The organism is Citrobacter sp. CK191 (genome assembly GCF_030333435.1).
Lineage (GTDB): Bacteria > Pseudomonadota > Gammaproteobacteria > Enterobacterales > Enterobacteriaceae > Citrobacter_B > Citrobacter_B koseri.
On record NZ_JAOWFX010000031.1, the window covers coordinates 454348 to 474574 of the forward strand.

Genomic DNA, 20227 nt, shown 5'->3' on the forward strand with positions numbered 1-20227 from the left:
TTAGGTAATCTGAATGAGGGCACTGTCAAACAAAAAGCCCGCTTAAGTTTCCTTAAGCGGGCTTCTCTAAATCTGGCTCCTCTGACTGGACTCGAACCAGTGACATACGGATTAACAGTCCGCCGTTCTACCGACTGAACTACAGAGGAATCGTGTGAACGGGGCGCATATTAACGACGCCCACGATCATTGTCAAAGGGTGAAATGCGATTGCGCGTTCATTTGCTGACAAAATCAACAAAGCGATGATCTTTCATTCGGCCGCTATTTTGCGCCATTCTGGTGCAAACGTACCTCTTATGGGGCAGATCGGAAACTGTTGTTAACGTTAAAAACGTTGTCTTGTAATCACATTCTCTTATTTGACAGCAGGTTAGCATAAAAATCAGCGTCGGCCAGAAACTGGCAAGCCTTTTGCAAAATCCTCCATAACATGACAGCCAGTATCATGACTGGTATTCCTGACAGGAGGCAAAATGAACTTCAGACGACTGAAATACTTTGTGAAAATCGTCGACATCGGTAGCCTGACGCAGGCCGCGGAAGTATTACACATTGCGCAACCCGCACTCAGCCAGCAGGTCGCTACGCTGGAAGGGGAACTGGATCAGCAATTGTTGATTCGGACAAAGCGCGGCGTGACGCCGACTGAAGCAGGAAAAATCCTGTATACCCATGCGCGAACGATTTTGCGTCAGTGTGAACAGGCACAGCTGGCGGTTAATAATGTCGGGCAAACGCTGAGGGGGCAGGTGTCGATCGGTCTGGCGCCGGGAACGGCTGCCTCGTCGGTGACGATGCCGCTGCTACAGGCCGTGCGGGCGGAATTGCCAGAGGTGTTGGTTTACCTGCATGAAAACAGCGGGGTGGTGCTGAATGATAAATTACTCAGCGGCCAACTTGATATGGCGGTTCTTTACGAGCGTTCTCCGGTGGCCGGTATTACCAGCCAGCCGCTGCTGAAAGAAGATCTTTTTCTGGTGGGAACCCGGGATTGCCCTGGGCCGAGCGTGGATTTAACGGCGGTTGCGGAGATGAATCTGTTCCTTCCTCGCGACTATAGCGCCGTTCGTTCGCGCGTGGATGAAGCCTTTTCCTTACGCCGATTGACCGCAAAAGTGATTGGCGAAATCGAATCCATCGCGACATTAACAGCGGCTATCGCCAGTGGGATGGGGGTGACGGTGTTACCGGAGTCGGCAGCCCGATCGTTAAGCGGCGCGGCAAATGGCTGGATGGCGCGTATCACCACGCCGTCGATGAGTTTACCGCTGTCGCTGAATATGTCGGCGAGGGGGAGTCTGACACCGCAGGCACAGGCAGTGAAAGAGATCCTGATGTCGCTGGTGAGCCGCCCTATGCTGGAAAACCGTGAACTTCTGCTGGTGAGCTAGGCGTTATTCCATCGCGGTATAAGATGCAGGTTTTTATTATTTGTTATGCCGGGCTTCAGACTTTAACAATAGCGTCATGTCTGATGTCTTCGGAGCGAAGCGTGAATTTCCAGCAACTTAAAATCATCCGCGAGGCGGCCCGTCAGGATTACAACCTGACTGAAGTCGCCAATATGCTTTATACCTCTCAGTCGGGAGTGAGTCGGCATATTCGCGAGCTTGAAGATGAGCTCGGTATTGAAATTTTTATCCGGCGCGGCAAGCGCCTGCTCGGGATGACAGAACCGGGTAAGGCGCTGCTGGTCATCGCCGAGCGCATTCTGAATGAGGCCAGCAATGTTCGCAGACTGGCCGACCTGTTCACCAATGATACATCTGGCGTACTGACCATTGCCACGACGCACACCCAGGCGCGATATAGCTTGCCGGAAGTGATCAAAGCCTTTCGCGAGATTTTCCCGGAAGTCCGACTGGAGCTTATTCAGGGCACGCCGCAGGAGATAGAGGGGCTGTTGCAAAACGGTGGCGCGGATATCGGCATTGCCAGTGAGCGTCTGAGTAATGATCCGTTGCTGGTGGCCTTTCCCTGGTTTCGCTGGCACCACAGTTTATTAGTACCTCGCGATCATCCCCTGGTGCAGACCTCTCCACTGACGCTGGAAGCGATCGCGCACTGGCCGCTAATCACTTATCGTCAGGGCATTACAGGGCGCTCCCGTATTGATGAAGCCTTCTCCCGCAAAGGGTTGTTGCCGGATATTGTCCTGAGCGCTCAGGATTCTGATGTGATCAAAACGTACGTTGCTCTGGGGCTGGGGATTGGATTAGTCGCCGAGCAATCCAGCGGCGAGCAGGAAGAGGGGGCGCTGACGCGTCTTGATACCCGACATTTATTTGATGCCAATACCGTCTGGCTGGGGCTGAAGCGCGGACAGTTACAGCGCAACTACGTCTGGCGGTTTATTGAGTTGTGTAATGCGGGGCTGTCTGTCGAAGATATTAAGCGGCAGGTGATGGAGTCGGATGAGGCGGTCATTGATTATCAGATATAAAGCAAAAAGCCCGCTAAAAAGCGGGCTTCTTTAAATTTGGCTCCTCTGACTGGACTCGAACCAGTGACATACGGATTAACAGTCCGCCGTTCTACCGACTGAACTACAGAGGAATCGTGTGAACGAGGCGAATAATACTGACCGCTCTGTAACGTGTCAACAGTAAAATTCGCACGTCATTTCAATTGGTTAATTAATCTTCAAAACCGCGATTTAATGGACATGTGATGTCGGTATATTGTCCTCTTCTGGGTTATCACGCAGTCGCAGTAAGGGGTCCTGGCGATAAAACTGACAAAAACGTTGCCACAATGCCGGGAAACGCGGGGCGAACAGTTCCGGGGCGCTGAAGAAGTATTCTGACAGAACCGCAAAGCATTCAGCAGGGTCGGTTGCGGCGTAAGCATCAATGCTGGATGCGGTTTCACCCACAAGATCAATTTCATCCTGAATATTGTTCATGGCCGCGTGGAGATCGTGCTCCCAACTGGCCACTTCGCGCAGAGGAATCAACGGGATGCCGCTGGCCCGGTCGCCATTGCGCATATCAAGTTTATGCGCCACTTCATGGATAATCAGATTGAAGCCGGACGCATCGAAGGAGTCCTGGATATCAAGCCAGTTCAGAATTATTGGGCCTTGCTGCCAGCTTTGCCCGGACTGGACAACGCGCTGGTTATGCACCAGACCAATATCATCTTCCCATTCATCATCCACAACAAAAGGCACAGGGTAGATCAGCACTTCATGGAAGCCATCGAGCCATTCGATGCCCAGCTCCAGAACCGGGAGACAAAAAAGCAGCGCAATACGCGCGCTTTTCAACGCATCCAGTTCAAATCCCTGAAGAGCGACCAACCTTTTTTGCTGTAAAAAACGCTCAGCCAGCGCAATTAATCTGGCTTGCTCTTGCGCGGTCAGGTTGACCAGAAGGGGAATTGCCAGGGCGTCATCCCACGGCAAGGCCGCATTCTGGTCTGTTTCGTGTACTTTCCAGGGCCACTTAATCATCGTTTTGCTCGCAAACTCGTCACTTGAACAAAATTGCAGGAACAGGGTCTGTTAAAATGCCAAATTACCTGGCATCATGGCAACCACCAGAACGGAGAGATGCCGGAGCGGCTGAACGGACCGGTCTCGAAAACCGGAGTAGGGGCAACTCTACCGGGGGTTCAAATCCCCCTCTCTCCGCCACTATTCAAGCACTTAGTTCACTCCCTTTCAACGACCCCCGTCACACTTGGTATAGTGTTGGTATATTCACCGGGTATGCTTCTCGCCATCATCCTCTTCCGATTTTTCCAGAACAGGACAATTCAGCGTCGGGGAACACTTGCGCTTTGCGATCGGCAACAAACCTCTGGCTTTCCGTTTTATGACCGGAGAATAACGGCTTCTCTTTGCCGGGTTCGCCGCGAATTTAACCGGTGATCTTATTTGGCAATATTGGTGAAGCACTGACAGGCAGTACAGAGAGAAATTGTAGAAGTTTTAAGATAGCAATATGCCATTGAGTGGATTTTTCTATTTTTCAGATGAGGATTAATAGGTGTAATCCTGTTAAACGGCCTCAATCAAGATATGAAAAAATGTATATTTGACTCCGAAATAGCATTCTTTGACGCCGACAGCATCAACGAGTTTTTATCGAGTTCGTTTTTGATACCTTAAATATAGCAGCTTCCGGTCAGTCGAAGTTTCTATTAACAGTCGCACAAGTAAGAATCGCATATCGCTTCTGATTTTTGTGTGAACTCACTGTTTGCTCATTGATACTTAATTCACTCTGACAAGGAAATGGCAATGAAAAAGGTTCTTCTCTCTGCTGCAATCGCGACTGCATTTTTTGGCATGGCTGCGGCAAATGCTGCTGATACTAATGTCGGCGGCGGTCAGGTTAATTTCTTCGGTAAAGTTACCGACGTATCTTGTACTGTTTCCGTAAACGGCCAGGGCAGCGATGCTAATGTTTATCTGTCTCCGGTAACGTTAACGGAAGTTAAAGCTGCGGCTGCGGATACCTATCTGAAACCAAAATCTTTCACCATCGATGTTTCTAACTGCCAGGCGGCGAATGGTGATCCACAAGATGACGTGAGCAAACTGGGTGTGAACTGGACCGGCGGCAACCTGCTGGCGGGCGCTTCCGGCAAACAACAGGGCTACCTGGCCAATACGGAAGCGGCTGGCGCGAAGGATATCCAACTGGTTCTGTCTACCGATAACGCCACCACGCTGGCCAAGAAAATCATCCCGGGCGACGCCGATCAACCGAAAGCGACTGGCGACGCGGCTGCCGTTCAGGATGGCGCGCGTTTCACTTACTATGTTGGTTATGCCACCAGCACGCCTGACAGCGTGACAACCGGTGTGGTCAATAGCTATGCGACTTACGAAATTACCTACCAGTAATATCGGCTGAGAGATAAAACCGCCTCGCGCCGGGGCGGTATAAAACGATAATAAAGCGGCCGCTGCTGCCGCTTATTTTTTATTCAGAGGTCAGCATGAAGCTTATTGCCCTTTTTTTCTGTTTCATTTTTAGTTTTGCGGCTAATGCTAATAACATTATTGTTAATGGCACCCGCTTTATTTATCCAGGAAATGAAAAAGAAATAACGGTGCAGCTCTCTAATACCGCAGATCGTCCGGCACTGGCACAAGCCTGGCTGGATAACGGTAATGCCGATGCGACGCCGGATACGATTACTACACCATTTATTATTACACCACCTATTTCCCGCGTTGACGCTAAAAGCGGTCAGACTTTGCGTATTAAGCTCGGCAGCAATGCAGGGCTCGCTAAAGATAAAGAGACATTATGGTGGCTGAACCTTCTGGAAATTCCGCCGGTAGAGGCTAACCAGAAAAATGAAGGGCAGAATATTCTGCAACTGGCGATTCGTTCTCGCTTTAAGTTTATCTATCGTCCGAATGGATTAGGCAACCGTGATGCGGCGGCGGAAAAGTTGGTGCTTTCCGCCAACGGCAGCAGCCTGTCCGTCAACAATCCCACGCCTTTTTATATCACCGTAAGCCGTATCTCTCGTGACGGCGGCAAAGCGCTGAACAGCAAAACGGTGATGTTTGCCCCACAGTCCAGTCAGACTATCGCGCTTTCCTCGACAGTGAACAAAGGCGAGACCCTGACTGTTAACAACATTAATGACTATGGCGCAGATGTCGCAGTGAAAGTTGCCGTTAAATAAGGGAAACGATCATGAAGCAGAGGTCAATCCGCCCGGAAAGATTAAGTACGGCAATTGCGATTGCACTGTACTGCTTTCCGCCATTTTCAAGCGGCCAGGAAAACCCAGGAACGGTTTATCAGTTTAACGATGGCTTTATTGTCGGCAGTCGCGAAAAGGTCGATCTGTCGCGCTTTTCCACGAGCGCTATCTCCGAGGGTGTTTACTCACTTGATGTGTATACCAATGGTGAGTGGAAAGGCCGCTACGACCTGAATATCACCCGTGGAAAAGACGGCAAAATGGGCGTCTGCTACACCAAAGCGATGCTGATGCAATACGGTATCTCGCCAGAAAAATTTAACCCACAGCTTAGCGCGAAAGAGGGCTATTGCGGACGACTGCAAGAGTGGCGTAACGAAGAAAATGTCAGCGACAACCTGATTCAGTCCTCTCTGAGGCTGGATATTTCCGTACCGCAAATCTACGAAGATCAGCGCTTTAAGAATTTTGTCAGCCCGGAGTTCTGGGATAAAGGCGTTGCGGCGCTGAATTTAGGCTGGATGGCTAACGCCTGGAACAGCCACACGTCATCGGCCAACGGGTCAGATAACAGCAGCGCCTATCTTGGCGTTAACGCGGGTCTTTCCTGGGACGGCTGGCTGCTCAAACACATTGGTAACCTGAACTGGCAACAGCAGCAGGGGAAGGCGCACTGGAACAGTAACCAGACCTACCTGCAACGTCCGATTCCGCAAATTAACTCGATTGTCAGCGGTGGGCAGATTTTTACCAACGGTGAGTTTTTCGACACCATCGGCCTGCGAGGGGTAAATCTGGCGACCGATGACAATATGTTCCCGGACGGTATGCGTTCCTACGCCCCGGATATTCGCGGCGTGGCGCAAAGTAACGCGCTGGTGACGGTACGTCAGGGCAACAATATTATCTATCAGACCACCGTGCCGCCGGGACCGTTTACGTTACAGGATGTTTACCCTTCCGGCTATGGCAGCGACCTTGAGGTTTCAGTAAAAGAAGCCGATGGCTCGGTACAGGTGTTCAGCGTGCCTTATGCCTCGGTAGCGCAATTACTGCGTCCGGGGATGACCCGCTATGCGCTCTCTGCCGGTAAGGTTGATGATAGTTCGCTGCGCAATAAGCCGATGCTCTACCAGGCGACCTGGCAACAGGGCTTAAATAACCTGTTCACCGGCTATGCTGGCGTGACCGGTTTTGATGACTATCAGGCATTTCTGCTGGGAACCGGGATGAATACCGGCATCGGCGCCTTGTCATTCGATGTCACCCATTCGCGGTTGAAGAGCGATACCCTTGACGAGCATGGTCAGAGCTACCGCGCCACCTTTAACCGTATGTTCACCGAAACGCAGACCAGTATTGTCCTGGCGGCGTATCGTTACTCCACCAAAGGCTACTACAACCTGAACGACGCGCTGTACGCCGTCGATCAGGAAAAGAACCACAACAGCAACTACACCGTGTGGCGACAGAAAAACAGCATGACCTTTACCGTAAACCAGAACCTGCCGGACGGCTGGGGCGGTTTCTACTTAAGCGGTCGGGTGTCGGATTACTGGAACCGTTCAGGCACGGAGAAGCAGTATCAGCTCAGCTATAACAATATGTTCGGTCGTCTCTCATGGTCGGTCAGCGCCCAGCGTGTCTATACGCCGGGCAGCTCCGGTCATCGTCGCGACGATCGCGTTTCGCTCAACTTTAGCTACCCGCTGTGGTTCGGCGAGAATCGCACCGCGAATCTGACGTCAAATACCTCGTTCAACAACTCGCACTTCGCCAGTTCGCAGATTGGCGTCAACGGCTCGCTGGACAGTGAAAACAACCTCAACTACGGCGTATCGACCACCACCGCGACCGGAGGCCAGCATGATGTGGCGCTGAACGGCAGCTATCGTACCCCGTGGACTACGCTGAACGGCAGTTATAGCCAGGGCGAAGGGTATCGTCAGAGTGGTCTGGGCGCCAGCGGGACGATGATTGCCCATCAGCACGGCGTGGTGTTCTCGCCGGAAAGCGGCACCACGATGGCGCTGATCGAAGCGAAAGATGCCGCAGGCGCCATGTTGCCAGGTTCGCCGGGAACCCGCATTGACAGCAACGGCTACGCCATTCTGCCGTATCTGCGGCCTTACCGGATTAACGCCGTTGAAATTGACCCGAAAGGCAGTAATGACGATATCGCTTTCGATCGTACCGTGGCGCAGGTTGTGCCGTGGGAGGGGAGCGTAGTCAAAGTTGCCTTCAATACCACGGTGCAAAACAATATCACGGTGCAGGCGCGCCAGGCGAATGGTCTGCCGTTACCGTTCGCCGCCACGATCTTTGACCCGAACGGAAAAGAGATCGGTGTTGTGGGGCAGGGCAGCATGATGTTTATCAGCGACGCCAGCGCGTCAAAAGCCACGGTTAAGTGGAATGGCGGGCAATGTACGGTGGATCTGAGTCAGGCAAAAACAAAGGAAACGCTATGTCGCTGAGTAAAAGACTGACGCTTTTTATTGGATTAATGGCGCTGGGGACAACGTCGGCATGGGCTTTCTGCTCGCGCCTTTCACAGCCGACGGTGACATTAGACATGGCCATCGGGCGAGTGGTTGTTCCGCCGGATCTGCCGGTGGGCTCAGTGATTGTGTCCCGTGACTGGACAATGTCGGCGTCGGGTGGCGCAAGCTATAGCTGTTCAGCCGGTACTAACCGTTTTGCGGCGAAAATTGTCGTGCCCGGAGCCACCGACCTGGGGAATAAAATTTATTCGACAAACGTAGACGGCATCGGCTTGCGTTTTAGCCGCGGTGGCGCAACGGTCAATATTGTCTACCCGGATGTCTACTCCTCCTATGTCAACAGGCAGACCAATTATTCACTGGAAGGCTCCCGCTTTACGCTGGAAGTGATTAAAACTGCGAACGTGACCGGCAGTGGCACCCTGGCGGCGGGGAAATATACCTCTTATGACTGGGAAAACGGCAGTAACCCGATCCTTGAAACGTTCCTCAGCGCCAATGCCATCACCGTCGTCTCGCCCTCCTGTACCGTGTTAAGCGGTAAGAATATGAACGTTGATATCGGTACGATTAAGCGCAGCGATCTGAATGGCGTTGGCACCACGGCGGGAGGCAAAGATTTTAATATCCAGTTGCAGTGCAGCGGCGGCGTAAGTGAATCCGGTTTCGCCAATATCCATACGACTTTTTCCGGCAACCTGGCGACAAGCACCACTGCCGCTCAGGGCGTGCTAATCAACGAAAAAAGCGGAAACGCTGCGGCGAAAGGGATTGGCGTCCAGGTACTGAAAGATGGCACCCCGCTGGAATTTAGCAAGAAATATAATATCGGCACCTTGCAGACCCAGGAAACCCGTTACATTACATTGCCTTATCGTGCACGCTTCTATCAATACGCATCGACCACAAGTACCGGTGAGGTGGAGTCGCACATGATCTTTAACCTGACGTACGATTAATTCGGGAGGTGGGTATGCGTGATTCAGCACAGTATAAAAATATCAGACGACTCACTCAGTTGACCCTGATAAGCGGAATGCTTGTCGCCTCTTCAGCGTGGGGATTTGAAACCAATTACGATAGCGGACGGGTGGACTTCGCAGGGCGAGTAACGGATATCTCCTGTAGCGTAGCGCTCAATGGGGGCAACAATGCGGGCAGCGGTAGCGTCTGGCTGGCACCGGTAAGCCTGGCGGAAGTACATGCCCGTGGCGCGGGCGCATTTATGAAACCGCAATCCTTCACCCTGGAATTGTCGAACTGTCAGTTACGTCATGATGGTGGCGCTGCGAATAACGATGAGATCAGCACGGTAAGTGTGCGCTGGATTGATGGATTCACGGTCAATACCGTCGGCAACGAAAATGCCGGTTATCTGGCGAATACACGAGCGGATGGGGCCAGCCATATTTTTTTGGCGCTGTCGACCAACGACAATAATACGCTGGATAAAAGCAATAAAATTGTTCCGGCTGACCCGCAGCAAAACCGGGTGCCTTTGGTGGAAAAAGCGGTAAGCGGCGGTGTGTTTACTTATTACATCGGTTACGTTACGCCAGCGCCGGAGAAAGCGACCAGTGGCCCGTTGACCAGTTGGGCAACCTGGGAGTTAGTGTATAACTGATTTCTTGCGTGTGAAGGTTGGTTTTGATGCCGGAGTCTTCCGGCATTTTTTTCTCTTTTTTAAACCGTAATCTCTTCTTTGACCAGTTGTTCAATACTGACTTCTTTCCAGTAATGCCCCTGAATGGCAAACCACTCCATACCCTGCAACCATTTCTTATGCGCTTCGCTTTCGACGCCTTCAATAATCACATTATGCTGGTTACGGGAAAGGAAGGTGACCAGCGCATCCATCAATGGCCGACCAGACTCTTTCTGCATTAAATGCCAGAAGAAGTTTCTGTCGATTTTGACATAATCAAAATGATAGCCGCGAATCGCGTTAATTCCCGCGTAGCCAGCGCCAAAGTCATCGAGCCAGAGTGGGGTGCTGTGGGAATCACACCAGGCGGCGAGAGAGTTATTCAACAGTTCGTTAGAGTTTTCCGTGAGTTCAAAGTGAACGCAGCCCAGTGCTTTGACTTTCGCTTTCACTTCTGGCCGTAGCAGGACGCTGAGTATATGGTCGTCAACGTTAATCGTGGCAGAAACATTGTTTTTTATAAACCACGCTTTATGTTTTTCTATTAACGCCAGTTGTTCCATAAAGATACTTTCCCGTAAATCCGCATTGGCATAACGAAATAACTCTTCTGGAGAAACAGGGATATGGTCAAAGCGGCTCAGGCACTCAACGGCGACAAGCGCCCCGAGAGGTGAAAACATTTTTTGGAAGACATATCGAACGGATATATCGCTACGTGACAAATTATGATTGAAAAACATAAGTGCGTCCATTATATCTCGTCAGAAATCAGGTCAACGGTGGGAGGAGGTGGTATTAATATAAGTGATATTTTTGTCGGTGAAAATGATTGACAGGGGGCTGGTTAACAATTAATTATCGGTTTTTGATTGGTCATCTGCACATTTAATATGTTTAGCATCGAAACATATTGACGATTCTTTTGTTCATCACTTGCGAGTTATTCATGCCTAACTTTCTCATAATACTCGCTCTGTGAGTGTGGGCTGTTTTATAGTCAATATTGAGAAGCTCTGCTATTTGTTTATTGTTATGGCTGGCAATCATTAGCGCCAGCACCTGCTGCTCCCTGGTAGTGAGTTTTCGCCGGGTGTATAAGCGCTGATATTCGCGGGTCGTTAAAGGATGTTTGAAGATAGCCGAGAGATCGGAGCAAGACGCGTTTTCCGTCAGAATCAATACATTTTCAAGATCGAGAAGTTCACGACATAAGCTGGCGAGGTCGCTTTTTACAATCAGAACGAGCAGCGTGCAGTGCGTGAGATACATTCGTAATCTATTGAGTAAGGCGACCGTTCTGGCCGCAGAGATATCCTTATGAATGACATTGATAATAATCGTACCCGACTGAGGGGCACGGGTTCTCCCGGCGATCTCCTGATAGCCCAGCGTGGTAATATTTATCTCATTGTCCACCATGTAATGCAGGATTGATTGCCCAATGAGATTATCATCCGTGTAAAATAATAAATTGCTCAATGTTTTCCCGGTCCGTTAAACTAAAAAAATCTTATTTTTAATTTTATTGTCAATAATTAACTTAACGATAACATTCTCTATGTAATGTTTATAATCGTCACTTTTATGCTGAAACATACAAGAGATGCGGAAATCTGCTTCTTCATACGATTTTTCGCTATGGAGTTCTGTTACGCTGATAATTTTTAAGTTAGTCATTACGCTGCCATATTCACCAAAGCTCATCTTAACATTTTCTAACACATTATCTTTACGCATAAATTTAAGTTGAGATTGGGTGGATATGAAAGAACACCCGCCGTCAGAGACATCATTTAACGTATGTTTAAAAGTAACGCCATTTTTATAACGACCAGAACAACAGAATTGATAACTCTCTCTTGTCTTAAGTCGGGGGGACGATCGCCGTTGCAGTATGTTTATGCTCTCAGGAATGGCAAAGCGGAAAATATTATCCGGGCTATTGTGCTCAGTATTTATCTGCGCGGTGGCAAACTCAATCCTGCCAAGTTTACTGTGGATCTGAAAACAGACATCACCGTTTTCAGATAACGAAGGCTGAAAAGAGGGAGGGAGATCGATATAAAAAGATGAACTGTCAACTTTTCGTAAATCTGATTGCCAGCTCAGATCGTTAAAACTAAAATCCAGTTTAGACTTAACCCTGAACTCTTCTCTCAGGATAGCAATAATTTCATATCTGGATTTTTTCGAAACTCCTTCTGACATACCATCTCTCTAAAATACAATGTCCTTTCAGATTATTATCCCATGTTGCGATCGCCTGTTTATTAAAAATAAAAGGATACGGCCTATTGTTGAATTTTCAAAAATAGTTCAATGCTATTGATTGCGTATTGACATTCGGTGAATTTGCCCGGCATGTGCCGGGCAAGGAGGGCGGTTTAGAACAGAACTGAGTAGTTCAGACCAAAGGTGCGGCCGCGGCCTTTGTAATCATACAGGGAAGCGGGGCCGTAACCTGGGCTGTAGTACAGCGGCGCGCGCTGCCCCCAGACGGTGGTGTAGTCACGGTCGAAGAGGTTCTCAACGCTGAAGCTGAGTTTACCCACCGGAAGCTGATAGCTGCCGAGCAAATCGACGGTGGTATAGCCATCAATGCTGTAGCCTTCTGCATCGCTCACATCGAAGGAGGTGGTGCTCTGTACGCGCAGGCTCCACGGGTCCGGCGCCCAGCCGATGTAGGCTGTCGCTTTCGATGGGCTTGCCACCTTCACGTCATATTTCTGCCAGCTACCGTTCACTTTCGACTCGGTTTTCAGCACGTTGAAGTTCGCACCGGTACTCCAGTCGGTATCTGGAATCAGGTAGTCCACCGCGCCTTCCACGCCGTAAATGCGGCGTTTGTCGTCCACCACGCTGATGGTCAGATCTTTATTCGCCACCACGCTCTTATCGGAAATCGAGTAGTAGGCCGCGATTTGGGTGCGCAGGTTGTCGCCGGTAAAGCGCCAGCCCAGCTCATAAGAATCGACCTTCACGCCTTCCAGCTTGCTGTCGCCAACGTTCACGCTGTTGGTCAGGGGAAGGTGACCGTTCACCGCTGCGCCATAGGTGCCGCGACCGTAGTATTTACCCGGGTCCGGCAGCTCCACGCCCTGGGAGAAGTTGAGCCATGCCTGCTGGCGTTCGGTGATGTGCATCAGCAGACCGGCGTTGAACAGGAAGTTGTCGTAATCGACCGAGCCGCCTGGAATGGCGTCGGCGGATGTCGCCTTCCCGGCGGCAATCTGCTGTTGCTGCGCGTAGCCGATGAAATCATCAATCTTGTTCTCAGTGTACTGATAGCGTACGCCGCCGCTGAGGGTAAAGATATCATTGATGTCATAGCTTGATTGCAGGAAGGCCGCCAGGTTGGTGATGTCATACGACGGATAGCGCCCGGTGGTGTAAATCTTCTGGTTGTTCAGCCCCCCGGAAGCGCTTGCCTGGGCCAGATCGAAGAACATCTGGTTGGAGGTAAAGCGCTCGTGGTCGGCATCCAGCCCGTAGGTGATTTGCCAGCCGTCCAGCGGTTTGCTGTTCAGCGTCAGTTTCATGCCGTACTGGTCGGTGTCCTGCTGTGACGAGGAGAAAGCCGTCGCCTGTTTGTTCGCATTTACGGTCGGGAACGGGTAGAACAGCAGCGACTCATCGCGGTAGTAAACCTGGCCGACCAGCTCCTGACCAAAGAAATCGCTGTTGGAGTACTGTAGGCTGATCAGATGACGCTCGGTGCCGGGAATACGGTCGGAATTCAGCCCCTTACTGACGTATGGCGTGCTGGCCCCGCTAATGGCGGAGAAATCTTTCCCAAGATTCAGCCCGTAATCGTCGTCGCCCTGGCTTTTATAGTACTGCGTGATCAGCTGAAGCTGCTGGGTTTCATCGATGTTCAGCGTACCGGTGCCCATGATGTCCAGGCGATCGGAATACTGTAGGCCGGTCTGGGTGTTATCGAGCAGGGTGGCATCGCCGTTACCGTCAAACCAGCCGCCAAACTTCTGGTACGCCACTGAAACACGCCCGGAGATATGGTCATTGCCGCCGGAGATGGCGCTGGCAATGCGCTCATCGTGATCTTTACTGCTGTTAAAGCCGCTTTTGGTGCCAGCCTCAAACTCCATCTGGGTTTCCGGCTGGCCTTTTTTGGTCACGATGTTGATCAGACCACCGGTACTGCCGCCGCCGTACAGGGCCGTTGCGCCGGAGATCACTTCAATATGGTCGATATTGAAAGGATCGATAGAGTCCAGCTGTCGGCTGTCGGTGCGTGAAGAGTTGAGACGCACGCCGTCAACCAGCACGACCAGCGGGCGGCCACGCACGTTCATACCGTAGTTGGTGCGGCTCTGGCTGCTGACGTCAAGGCCAGGGATCAGCTGAGCCAGCGCGTCTTTCAGCTCTTTGCCGCCCTGAATCTGCTGTTCCAGTTCGGCGTTTTCGATAACCCAGGTGGTTTGCGCCATCTCCGCTACGGTGCGATTGCTGCGGTTGGCAGACACCACGAGCGTTTCATCATCGGTTTGTTGAGCGACTGCTGGCGCCATCATGGCGAGAAGCAGCGGGTTGAGAGCCCAAAGCGTATACTTTTTGCTTATCATCATTATTCCTTCACACGGGCGGAAAAAATCAGCCCAAAGATGCTGTGTAGCGAGTTAAAGAAGCAGCCTCCGGCTGCGGTTTTTCCCGGCTGCCGCTGCGCCATTGAATCAGGGCGGGCGGCATACTGAGATCGAATAAATCACGCCCCAGCGCGCGATTAAGAATACGGGCGGAGCGCCAGGCCATCAGGCTGAGCTGTGGTTCGGCGATGCCGTGGGTTTGCATACTGGCGTTGACCGCGAAGATGTTGTTCTCTTTCGGGCCGTTCCACTCCAGGGTGAAGTCGTCGCGTACTTTGAAATTGCACTCATCGCGCATGGCGATTCGCGACATCAGCGGTGAAAGTATCTGCGGCAGCGCGGGACGGTAGCCGGTGGCGAAAATCACCACGTCGCTTTCCAGAGTGTCATAGCCGTTATCCAGATGATGCTCCAGCAGCAGTTGCCAGCTCTGGCCGCGACTTTCCAGCCCTGTGACCGAGCGGCTTGGCAGCAGACGGGCGTTACGCGGTTGCCTCAGTACCTCGAAGCGGTGATACAACTCGCGATAAATGGTCAGTAGCGAGTCGGCCGTGATGCCGTCGGAGGTCATTTTCTGCTCGTCGAGCATCTTCTGGCGCGCGCTTTCATTCAGACCGACGAAGCCTGAAACGTACTCAGGCGTGAAGTATTCGTTGGCGAACGCCGCCTCATCCAGCGCGTTAAAGTTATTGCGGCGCGAGACCCAACTGATCTCTGCAACGTCGCCCCATTCTCCGCGCAGCGCATTGAGAAACAGGTCGGCGCCGCTTTGCCCGCCGCCAACCACGGTGACTCGCTTGCCGCCGAGGTCTGGCTGGCGCAGGCTCATTTCACTGGCGTGGAAGCAGGTTTGCGTCGCCGTTTTTACGCAAGGCGGCAGGTGCGGTTGCTTGCCAATGCCAAGGCAGATATTGCGGGCAACGCTTTCGCCCTGGCTGGTCTGCACCACAAACCGCTGGCGTCTCTCGTCGAAATCAATACTCTCAACGGTATGATTGAAATGCAGATTGTTCATCCCTTCGGCGGCCCAGCGCAGGTAGTCGGAAAACTCATCGCGGGACACGGTACGCAGTTCGGTGGTCAGGAAGCGGTAGAATTTTTTGCGCTTCACCAGATAGTTAACAAAGCTGTACGGGCTTGTGGGAGCCACAGCGCTAACCAGATCTTTCAGGAACATGGTCTGCATATGGCAGTCCGGCACCAGCATGCCGGGATGCCAGGCAAAATGCGGGCGGCCGTCAAAGAAGCGGCAGCTTAATCCTTCGGCCTGATGAGACAGCGCCGCGATGCTCAGGTTGAACGGGCCGATGCCTACGCCAATAAAATCTACAGTGTTTGTCATGATTCAGTCCCTGGTTGCCAGCCACAGCGGGTTTTGCAGATCCTCAAGGTAATTCGGCAACATGCGGCTGCCGCCGTCCTGGTCGGGCCAGGTCAGTTTTACCGGGTTCAGCACTACGCGAATAATTTGTGGCTTGAAGAGTGAGAAAAGCGCAAAGCGCGCTGACATTTGTGGATGTTCCTGCATGTAATCACTCAACACTGCTGCCAGCAGTTGATAAAAACGCCTCTCCGGTACGCCAAGGCGAGCCATCAGCGGCGAAACAAAGCGCAGAACCGTCACGAAGTGGCCGGTCTGCAAATCATGAATTAAGTAGTCGGCGCTCAGGCGAGCGGTGACGTCACGTACCTCCTGAGGCAGGGAGTCCATCTCCGGGAACGCATCTTTCACCAGCCGCATATCGCCCTGGAAGTCTTTCAACAGCACGCGCTGCGGTACGCCCTCTTTCATGGCGAGCGTTATATTTTGTCCGTGGGCGATAAGCGCGACGCCGTAGCGGCAGAGCAGGTGATACAGCGGAACCACTACCACCCGGAACAACTGCGTGAGCCAGGTTTCAGCGTCCAGCCCGGAGCGGTCGATATATGCGCCTATCAGCGGCTGATTGTTTTCATCGCACTCCATCAGTGTCGCCATCAGAATCGGACTTTCGTCCGGCTTCAGCCAGCGACACGGATTCTCACGCCAGATAACGCCGAGCATCTCCTGGTAGCGGTAGGGTGCCTGGGCAAGCGCGGCGTAGCCTTCATGGGACACATAGCCCGCCGCCGGTTCACCGAGGATCACCGCGCCGCTTTGCTTAAGCGTGGCGTCGGTCGCAAAAACCTGTTGCAGCCAGCGTGAGGCCAGCGGCCCGGCGGCGATGTATTTGCCCGGAATCCCCCGATAGCAGGAGGTGTTGTAGATAGTCAGCGGCAGCTTGATATCCAGCCCGCCCTGGCGACTGGCGTTGGTCAGGGTGCGCAGCGACTGCTGCGCGAGCCACAAGTCGCCAAACTCGCCGAGAGAAACCATCCTGCCTTCGGCAAGATCGGCGATGAAGTCGAGGGCGATTTTTTGCTGCCACTGCCACGGATGTACCGGCAGTGGCAGCCAGTCGTTATCCAGCCCATTTTCCTGCCAGACCTGATTGAAGCGGGCAAACTCCTGCGGGTCCATCGCGGCCATCAACAACTGCTGAATATCCAGCTCGCTGTCGCAGCGCCAGACCATATGCTCACGTTTTACCGCCAGCCAGTGCAGTCTGAAGGTGTTGGCGTACTCTGGCGCATATCGCTCCAGCGCCTCTTTGCCCCAGCCCCGACGGCCTTTATTAAAAGCGAATTTAGGATGGCCGCTTAGCAGGCATTGCAGGCGGTCGGCATCAAGATCAATCAGGTCACTGGCGCTCAGCCCGCGACGTGCCTTCAGCAGTTGCAGGTCGCCCAGCAGCGTGGCATACAAATCCTGCATATGCTCAGCAACGGTGGCATCGCTCATCGACAGCACCGGCTTTAGCTGCATCAGTAGCGTTTGCGCCAGAACGGGCTCGTCCGCGCAGCGCAGCGTTTGAGCATCAATCCACAGCCAGCCCCAGATGCCGCGTTCAGCGCTGAAGCGCCATTGCGCGCCCGGCAGGTTAATGCAGTAGCGGCCATCGCCCTGAGATTCCGCGTGGAAAACCTGCTCATACTCCAGCTCGGCCAGCATTTTTGCCACCAGCTGGCGGTTAACAAAATCCCAATCCTTGTGATTCATTACAGACCGACCTCCGTGAAGAAGTGATGGCGATCCGCCATCACCATGCGCGAGCGCTTGTGTGGGAAGTCGAACTCTTTAATTGTCCGGTATCCCGCAGGCTCAAGGTGGCGGAACAGGCGCTGGTTATCGGCGCGTGGCTCAAGTACGGTGCGCTGCGTGCGGGGCTCATCCAGCAGCAGGTAATGCGTCAGCCCGCGCAGCCAGCTTTGCACGTAGTGGGCTCCGCGCCATTGCTGTTCACCAACCAGCAGATGCAGGCCACGGTCAAAGGGTTGCCACGAATAGTGGCGGCCAATGCGGTCTTCCGCCGCCCAGTAGATTTCGAAATAGCTAAACGGCCGATCGTCGAAGCAGCCGATCAGCGGGAACGCATGTTTACCGGTGAGCTGGCGTTCCAGATAGGCGGTCTGTACCTCCAGCGAGCCGCTTTGCTCCCAGAAATACTCAACGCGCGGATCGTTCATCCAGCGGGTGAAACGTTCTGCATCAAGAACGGGATCGGCAACGCGGAAACTCAGCGTCTTGCGAACGCGTGGATCGTAACGGCGATAAACCTCGCCCTGCGGACGGGGTGGGCGTAGCGGGGAATAAATCTCACGCTCTGCATCAAAAACCATTTCGCCGGAGGCCCGGTTTGCCGGAGAACTCAGCCATAGCGGTAACTGCCAGAAGGCGGCGCGATGGATGATGTCGCTTTTTACCTGCTCGAAAAGCGTCAGCGCCTGTGGCTCCTCACGCCATTCGGCCCAGGGGAGAACCACCGCTGAAAGTTGCGGTGCGGCGATAAATATCTGATCCAGCGCGTCGCGCAGCCACCCTGTCGGCAGCGGCCCCGGCCAGCGCAGCACCGCGCTATTGTCCAGCCCCCAGCTAAGATTCAGAGGCTTGTCGAGTTTTTCACAGCGCAGTCCATATCCGCTGTGAACGATGTTTGCCTTAGACATTTAGCCCTCCTGAGCCAGCAGCGGGTTGGCGAAATCGAAGTAGATCACCGAGGGATCGACGATGGTGTTCTCGTTGTGGTCGTTCAGATAACAGAAAAAGTTACCTTTTACGTTCCAGTACGGATTTTCCAGCACGTAGTTGAGACAGGTTTTATGAGTCACCTGATCACGCACTTCAGCCAGCAACGTTCGTACGCGAGCCATCAGATTCGCTTCACTGTCCAGCCCGGCGGCGCCCAGCGCGGCGGTCACGGCAAAAGTGGAGTTAACCAGCAGGTAGTAAGGGAAGTAGCGCAGCAACTGCTCACGGGTGAAGACGTTTTCCGCCTGCGCCTCGCCAATGGTGTCGAGCCAGCCTGCCGCGTGAGGCATAAACGCGCTGCCCTGGCAGTCACGGTAGATAAGCCCGACCGGCAGATCCCCAAGCATCTGAACCAGAATATTTTGCTGATGCGCCAGCAGCACCAGGCCGTAATCCGCTTCAGCCGTAAACAGCGGCTTCAGCACCTGCTGACAGTAAGCATCGACCCATGCATGGGCGGCCTGTTGCGCAGTGATGCCGAGGCGATCGCTCAGGCGTTTTACCGCCGCAACCAGCAGCGAATCACCGCCATCCGGTGCGGCCTGGGTCAGGGAGACCAGTACGTTAGTCTGGCTTTGCGGCTGATCCACCAGCAGGTTTTCACGCAGGGCAAACAGGCTTTCCTGCATGATGTTGCCGTGGAGATCGCGCAGCCCGGCCCAACCGTCTTCCTGCATCACCCGGAAAGTCGGGAAGCGGGCCTGTAGCGTCTGCCAGTCGTCGGTTTGCGCCAGGCGCGCCAGGCGCATTCCACGCTTCACTTCTTTCACTGACAGGGTACGGACGGAGTTGGTCAGGCGCACGCTCAGGGAGAATTTGATCATGTCGCGGCTGGTGGCGCAGTAGAGCGAGCGGGAAGAGGTGGTCGGTAGCCACGGCGCGCCGGCTTCGCCTAAATCTTTAATCAGCCCTTTAGCGACAAGCTCCTGGCACCACTCCTGCTGCAACAGATACTCCCCCTGCCACGGGTGCAGCGGGAATAGCCATTGATTGTCGCTTAATTCATTGAGTAACTGCGGCGCATTCTCTGCGGCAAATCGCGTCAACCGCTGTTGCAGGTTGAGATGCAGGCTTTCACCGGCGATCTGCGTTTTGTCCACCGCAAACCACCGCAGCGGGAAGTGGGGCGCGAAGTCCGGCAGGTAGCGTTCGGCCTCCTGCTGGTTAAACGGTTCATGAGACTTAGGCGCCGGGTGGAAGGCGTGCCCGACCAGCAGAGCCTGTTCCGCCTCGCCAAAGTTCAACGCTTTTTCACGCAGGGCTGCCCAGTCATGGCGGGCATCAATCGCCTGCTGCGTATGGGCGTGGCTTTCCATCACGCGCTGGTGGAAGGTTTCGCAACTGGTCGCGGGCAGCAAGAGTTGGTGCTGGAGCTTATCAACAATAAGCCGGGAGAGGGTGGCGAAATCGACGGGGTGACTGCCGGAGGCCGTGACCAGACGCGCCGGAAATTCAAAGCGGTGATGCTGGGTTGGGGAAAAATAAGCCACTCTGAAATGGAGCGCCTGCTGTTCGCCCAGCGGGATGATCAATTCGGTTGGCTGGTATTCCGTCAGCCGCCAGTCTTTGGTTTCACGAACCAGGGAATTCAGGAAGCACTGCGCAGCCACATCCAGGGCTGACGTTTTAGTTGGCAAAGTCATAATCAAACAGATCCCACTCGTTATGATAATGCGAATTTTGCCGA

General features: G+C 53.2%; 16 protein-coding genes and 3 tRNA genes. 8 read left to right on the forward strand and 11 right to left on the reverse strand.

Annotated features, from left to right (window positions below):
• Positions 1 to 73: 73 nt before the first annotated feature.
• Positions 74 to 149, reverse strand: a tRNA-Asn gene (locus OGV82_RS13725).
• A gap of 327 nt (positions 150 to 476) precedes the next feature.
• Here OGV82_RS13725 and nac point away from each other — a divergent pair.
• A complete protein-coding gene (gene nac, locus OGV82_RS13730; RefSeq protein ID WP_047462844.1) occupies positions 477 to 1394 on the forward strand; it encodes a nitrogen assimilation transcriptional regulator NAC in 918 nt (305 codons plus the stop codon).
• 101 nt (positions 1395 to 1495) lie between these two features.
• Positions 1496 to 2446, forward strand: coding sequence for an HTH-type transcriptional regulator Cbl (gene cbl / locus OGV82_RS13735; protein WP_024130225.1), 951 nt, complete (start codon positions 1496 to 1498; stop codon positions 2444 to 2446).
• A 37-nt stretch (positions 2447 to 2483) separates the two neighbouring features.
• Here cbl and OGV82_RS13740 read toward each other — a convergent pair.
• Positions 2484 to 2559 (reverse strand) — tRNA-Asn (locus tag OGV82_RS13740).
• Between the two features lie 100 nt (positions 2560 to 2659).
• Positions 2660 to 3457 (reverse strand): DgsA anti-repressor MtfA, encoded by a 798-nt coding sequence (gene mtfA / locus OGV82_RS13745; RefSeq protein WP_012131863.1) that lies wholly within the window; start codon positions 3455 to 3457, stop codon positions 2660 to 2662.
• Positions 3458 to 3550: 93 nt separating this feature from the next.
• Between mtfA and OGV82_RS13750 the strand changes: the two genes are divergently transcribed.
• From OGV82_RS13750 to OGV82_RS13775, 6 genes are all read left to right on the forward strand, one after another.
• Positions 3551 to 3640 (forward strand) — tRNA-Ser (locus OGV82_RS13750).
• A 609-nt stretch (positions 3641 to 4249) separates the two neighbouring features.
• Positions 4250 to 4858 carry a fimbrial protein gene (locus tag OGV82_RS13755; RefSeq protein WP_047462847.1) on the forward strand — a complete coding sequence of 203 codons (609 nt, stop codon included), beginning with the start codon at positions 4250 to 4252 and terminating at the stop codon, positions 4856 to 4858.
• 95 nt (positions 4859 to 4953) lie between these two features.
• Entirely contained in the window at positions 4954 to 5655 is a 702-nt protein-coding gene (locus OGV82_RS13760) for a fimbrial biogenesis chaperone (protein WP_012131866.1), read from the forward strand.
• A gap of 11 nt (positions 5656 to 5666) precedes the next feature.
• Positions 5667 to 8153: a fimbria/pilus outer membrane usher protein gene (locus OGV82_RS13765; protein WP_101743963.1), complete on the forward strand. Its 2487-nt coding sequence runs from the start codon at positions 5667 to 5669 to the stop codon at positions 8151 to 8153.
• Complete coding sequence (locus OGV82_RS13770) at positions 8144 to 9139, forward strand: fimbrial protein (RefSeq protein ID WP_047462854.1); 996 nt, start codon at positions 8144 to 8146, stop codon at positions 9137 to 9139. The genes OGV82_RS13765 and OGV82_RS13770 overlap by 10 nt, the downstream gene beginning before the upstream one ends.
• A gap of 14 nt (positions 9140 to 9153) precedes the next feature.
• The gene (locus OGV82_RS13775; RefSeq protein ID WP_052194470.1) at positions 9154 to 9804 is read left to right on the forward strand and encodes a fimbrial protein; all 651 of its coding nucleotides are present in this window, start codon (positions 9154 to 9156) and stop codon (positions 9802 to 9804) included.
• Positions 9805 to 9863: 59 nt separating this feature from the next.
• Here OGV82_RS13775 and mrkJ read toward each other — a convergent pair whose 3' ends face one another.
• The 8 genes from mrkJ to iucA all read right to left on the reverse strand — a co-directional run bounded on the left by mrkJ (position 9864) and on the right by iucA (position 20183).
• The gene (mrkJ, locus tag OGV82_RS13780; protein ID WP_047462857.1) at positions 9864 to 10580 is read right to left on the reverse strand and encodes a cyclic-di-GMP phosphodiesterase MrkJ; all 717 of its coding nucleotides are present in this window, start codon (positions 10578 to 10580) and stop codon (positions 9864 to 9866) included.
• A 142-nt stretch (positions 10581 to 10722) separates the two neighbouring features.
• Complete coding sequence (locus OGV82_RS13785; protein WP_047462861.1) at positions 10723 to 11307, reverse strand: helix-turn-helix transcriptional regulator; 585 nt, start codon at positions 11305 to 11307, stop codon at positions 10723 to 10725.
• Between the two features lie 15 nt (positions 11308 to 11322).
• The gene (locus OGV82_RS13790) at positions 11323 to 12036 is read right to left on the reverse strand and encodes a flagellar brake protein (RefSeq protein ID WP_047462864.1); all 714 of its coding nucleotides are present in this window, start codon (positions 12034 to 12036) and stop codon (positions 11323 to 11325) included.
• Between the two features lie 176 nt (positions 12037 to 12212).
• On the reverse strand, positions 12213 to 14414 hold the full coding sequence (gene iutA, locus OGV82_RS13795) for a ferric aerobactin receptor IutA (protein WP_012131873.1): 2202 nt from the start codon (positions 14412 to 14414) through the stop codon (positions 12213 to 12215).
• 25 nt (positions 14415 to 14439) lie between these two features.
• Positions 14440 to 15774, reverse strand: coding sequence for an NADPH-dependent L-lysine N(6)-monooxygenase (iucD, locus tag OGV82_RS13800; RefSeq protein WP_047462867.1), 1335 nt, complete (start codon positions 15772 to 15774; stop codon positions 14440 to 14442).
• Positions 15775 to 15777: 3 nt separating this feature from the next.
• Positions 15778 to 17511, reverse strand: a complete 1734-nt coding sequence (gene iucC, locus OGV82_RS13805) for an NIS family aerobactin synthetase IucC (protein ID WP_047462870.1) — start codon at positions 17509 to 17511, stop codon at positions 15778 to 15780.
• Positions 17511 to 18458, reverse strand: coding sequence for a N(6)-hydroxylysine O-acetyltransferase IucB (gene iucB, locus OGV82_RS13810; protein ID WP_101743962.1), 948 nt, complete (start codon positions 18456 to 18458; stop codon positions 17511 to 17513). Before iucB ends, iucC begins: the two co-directional genes overlap by 1 nt.
• The gene (iucA, locus tag OGV82_RS13815; protein ID WP_047462875.1) at positions 18459 to 20183 is read right to left on the reverse strand and encodes an aerobactin synthase IucA; all 1725 of its coding nucleotides are present in this window, start codon (positions 20181 to 20183) and stop codon (positions 18459 to 18461) included.
• Positions 20184 to 20227: the final 44 nt, after the last annotated feature.

Excerpts from the sequence above, each read along its gene's own strand:
- nac (WP_047462844.1), top strand. The coding sequence starts at position 477 with ATGAACTTCAGACGACTGAAATACTTTGTGAAAATCGTCGACATCGGT.
- mtfA (WP_012131863.1), bottom strand. The coding sequence starts at position 3,457 with ATGATTAAGTGGCCCTGGAAAGTACACGAAACAGACCAGAATGCGGCC.
- OGV82_RS13755 (WP_047462847.1), top strand. The coding sequence starts at position 4,250 with ATGAAAAAGGTTCTTCTCTCTGCTGCAATCGCGACTGCATTTTTTGGC.
- OGV82_RS13760 (WP_012131866.1), top strand. The coding sequence starts at position 4,954 with ATGAAGCTTATTGCCCTTTTTTTCTGTTTCATTTTTAGTTTTGCGGCT.
- OGV82_RS13765 (WP_101743963.1), top strand. The coding sequence starts at position 5,667 with ATGAAGCAGAGGTCAATCCGCCCGGAAAGATTAAGTACGGCAATTGCG.
- OGV82_RS13770 (WP_047462854.1), top strand. The coding sequence starts at position 8,144 with ATGTCGCTGAGTAAAAGACTGACGCTTTTTATTGGATTAATGGCGCTG.
- OGV82_RS13775 (WP_052194470.1), top strand. The coding sequence starts at position 9,154 with ATGCGTGATTCAGCACAGTATAAAAATATCAGACGACTCACTCAGTTG.
- mrkJ (WP_047462857.1), bottom strand. The coding sequence starts at position 10,580 with ATGGACGCACTTATGTTTTTCAATCATAATTTGTCACGTAGCGATATA.
- OGV82_RS13790 (WP_047462864.1), bottom strand. The coding sequence starts at position 12,036 with ATGTCAGAAGGAGTTTCGAAAAAATCCAGATATGAAATTATTGCTATC.
- iutA (WP_012131873.1), bottom strand. The coding sequence starts at position 14,414 with ATGATGATAAGCAAAAAGTATACGCTTTGGGCTCTCAACCCGCTGCTT.
- iucD (WP_047462867.1), bottom strand. The coding sequence starts at position 15,774 with ATGACAAACACTGTAGATTTTATTGGCGTAGGCATCGGCCCGTTCAAC.
- iucC (WP_047462870.1), bottom strand. The coding sequence starts at position 17,511 with ATGAATCACAAGGATTGGGATTTTGTTAACCGCCAGCTGGTGGCAAAA.
- iucB (WP_101743962.1), bottom strand. The coding sequence starts at position 18,458 with ATGTCTAAGGCAAACATCGTTCACAGCGGATATGGACTGCGCTGTGAA.
- iucA (WP_047462875.1), bottom strand. The coding sequence starts at position 20,183 with ATGACTTTGCCAACTAAAACGTCAGCCCTGGATGTGGCTGCGCAGTGC.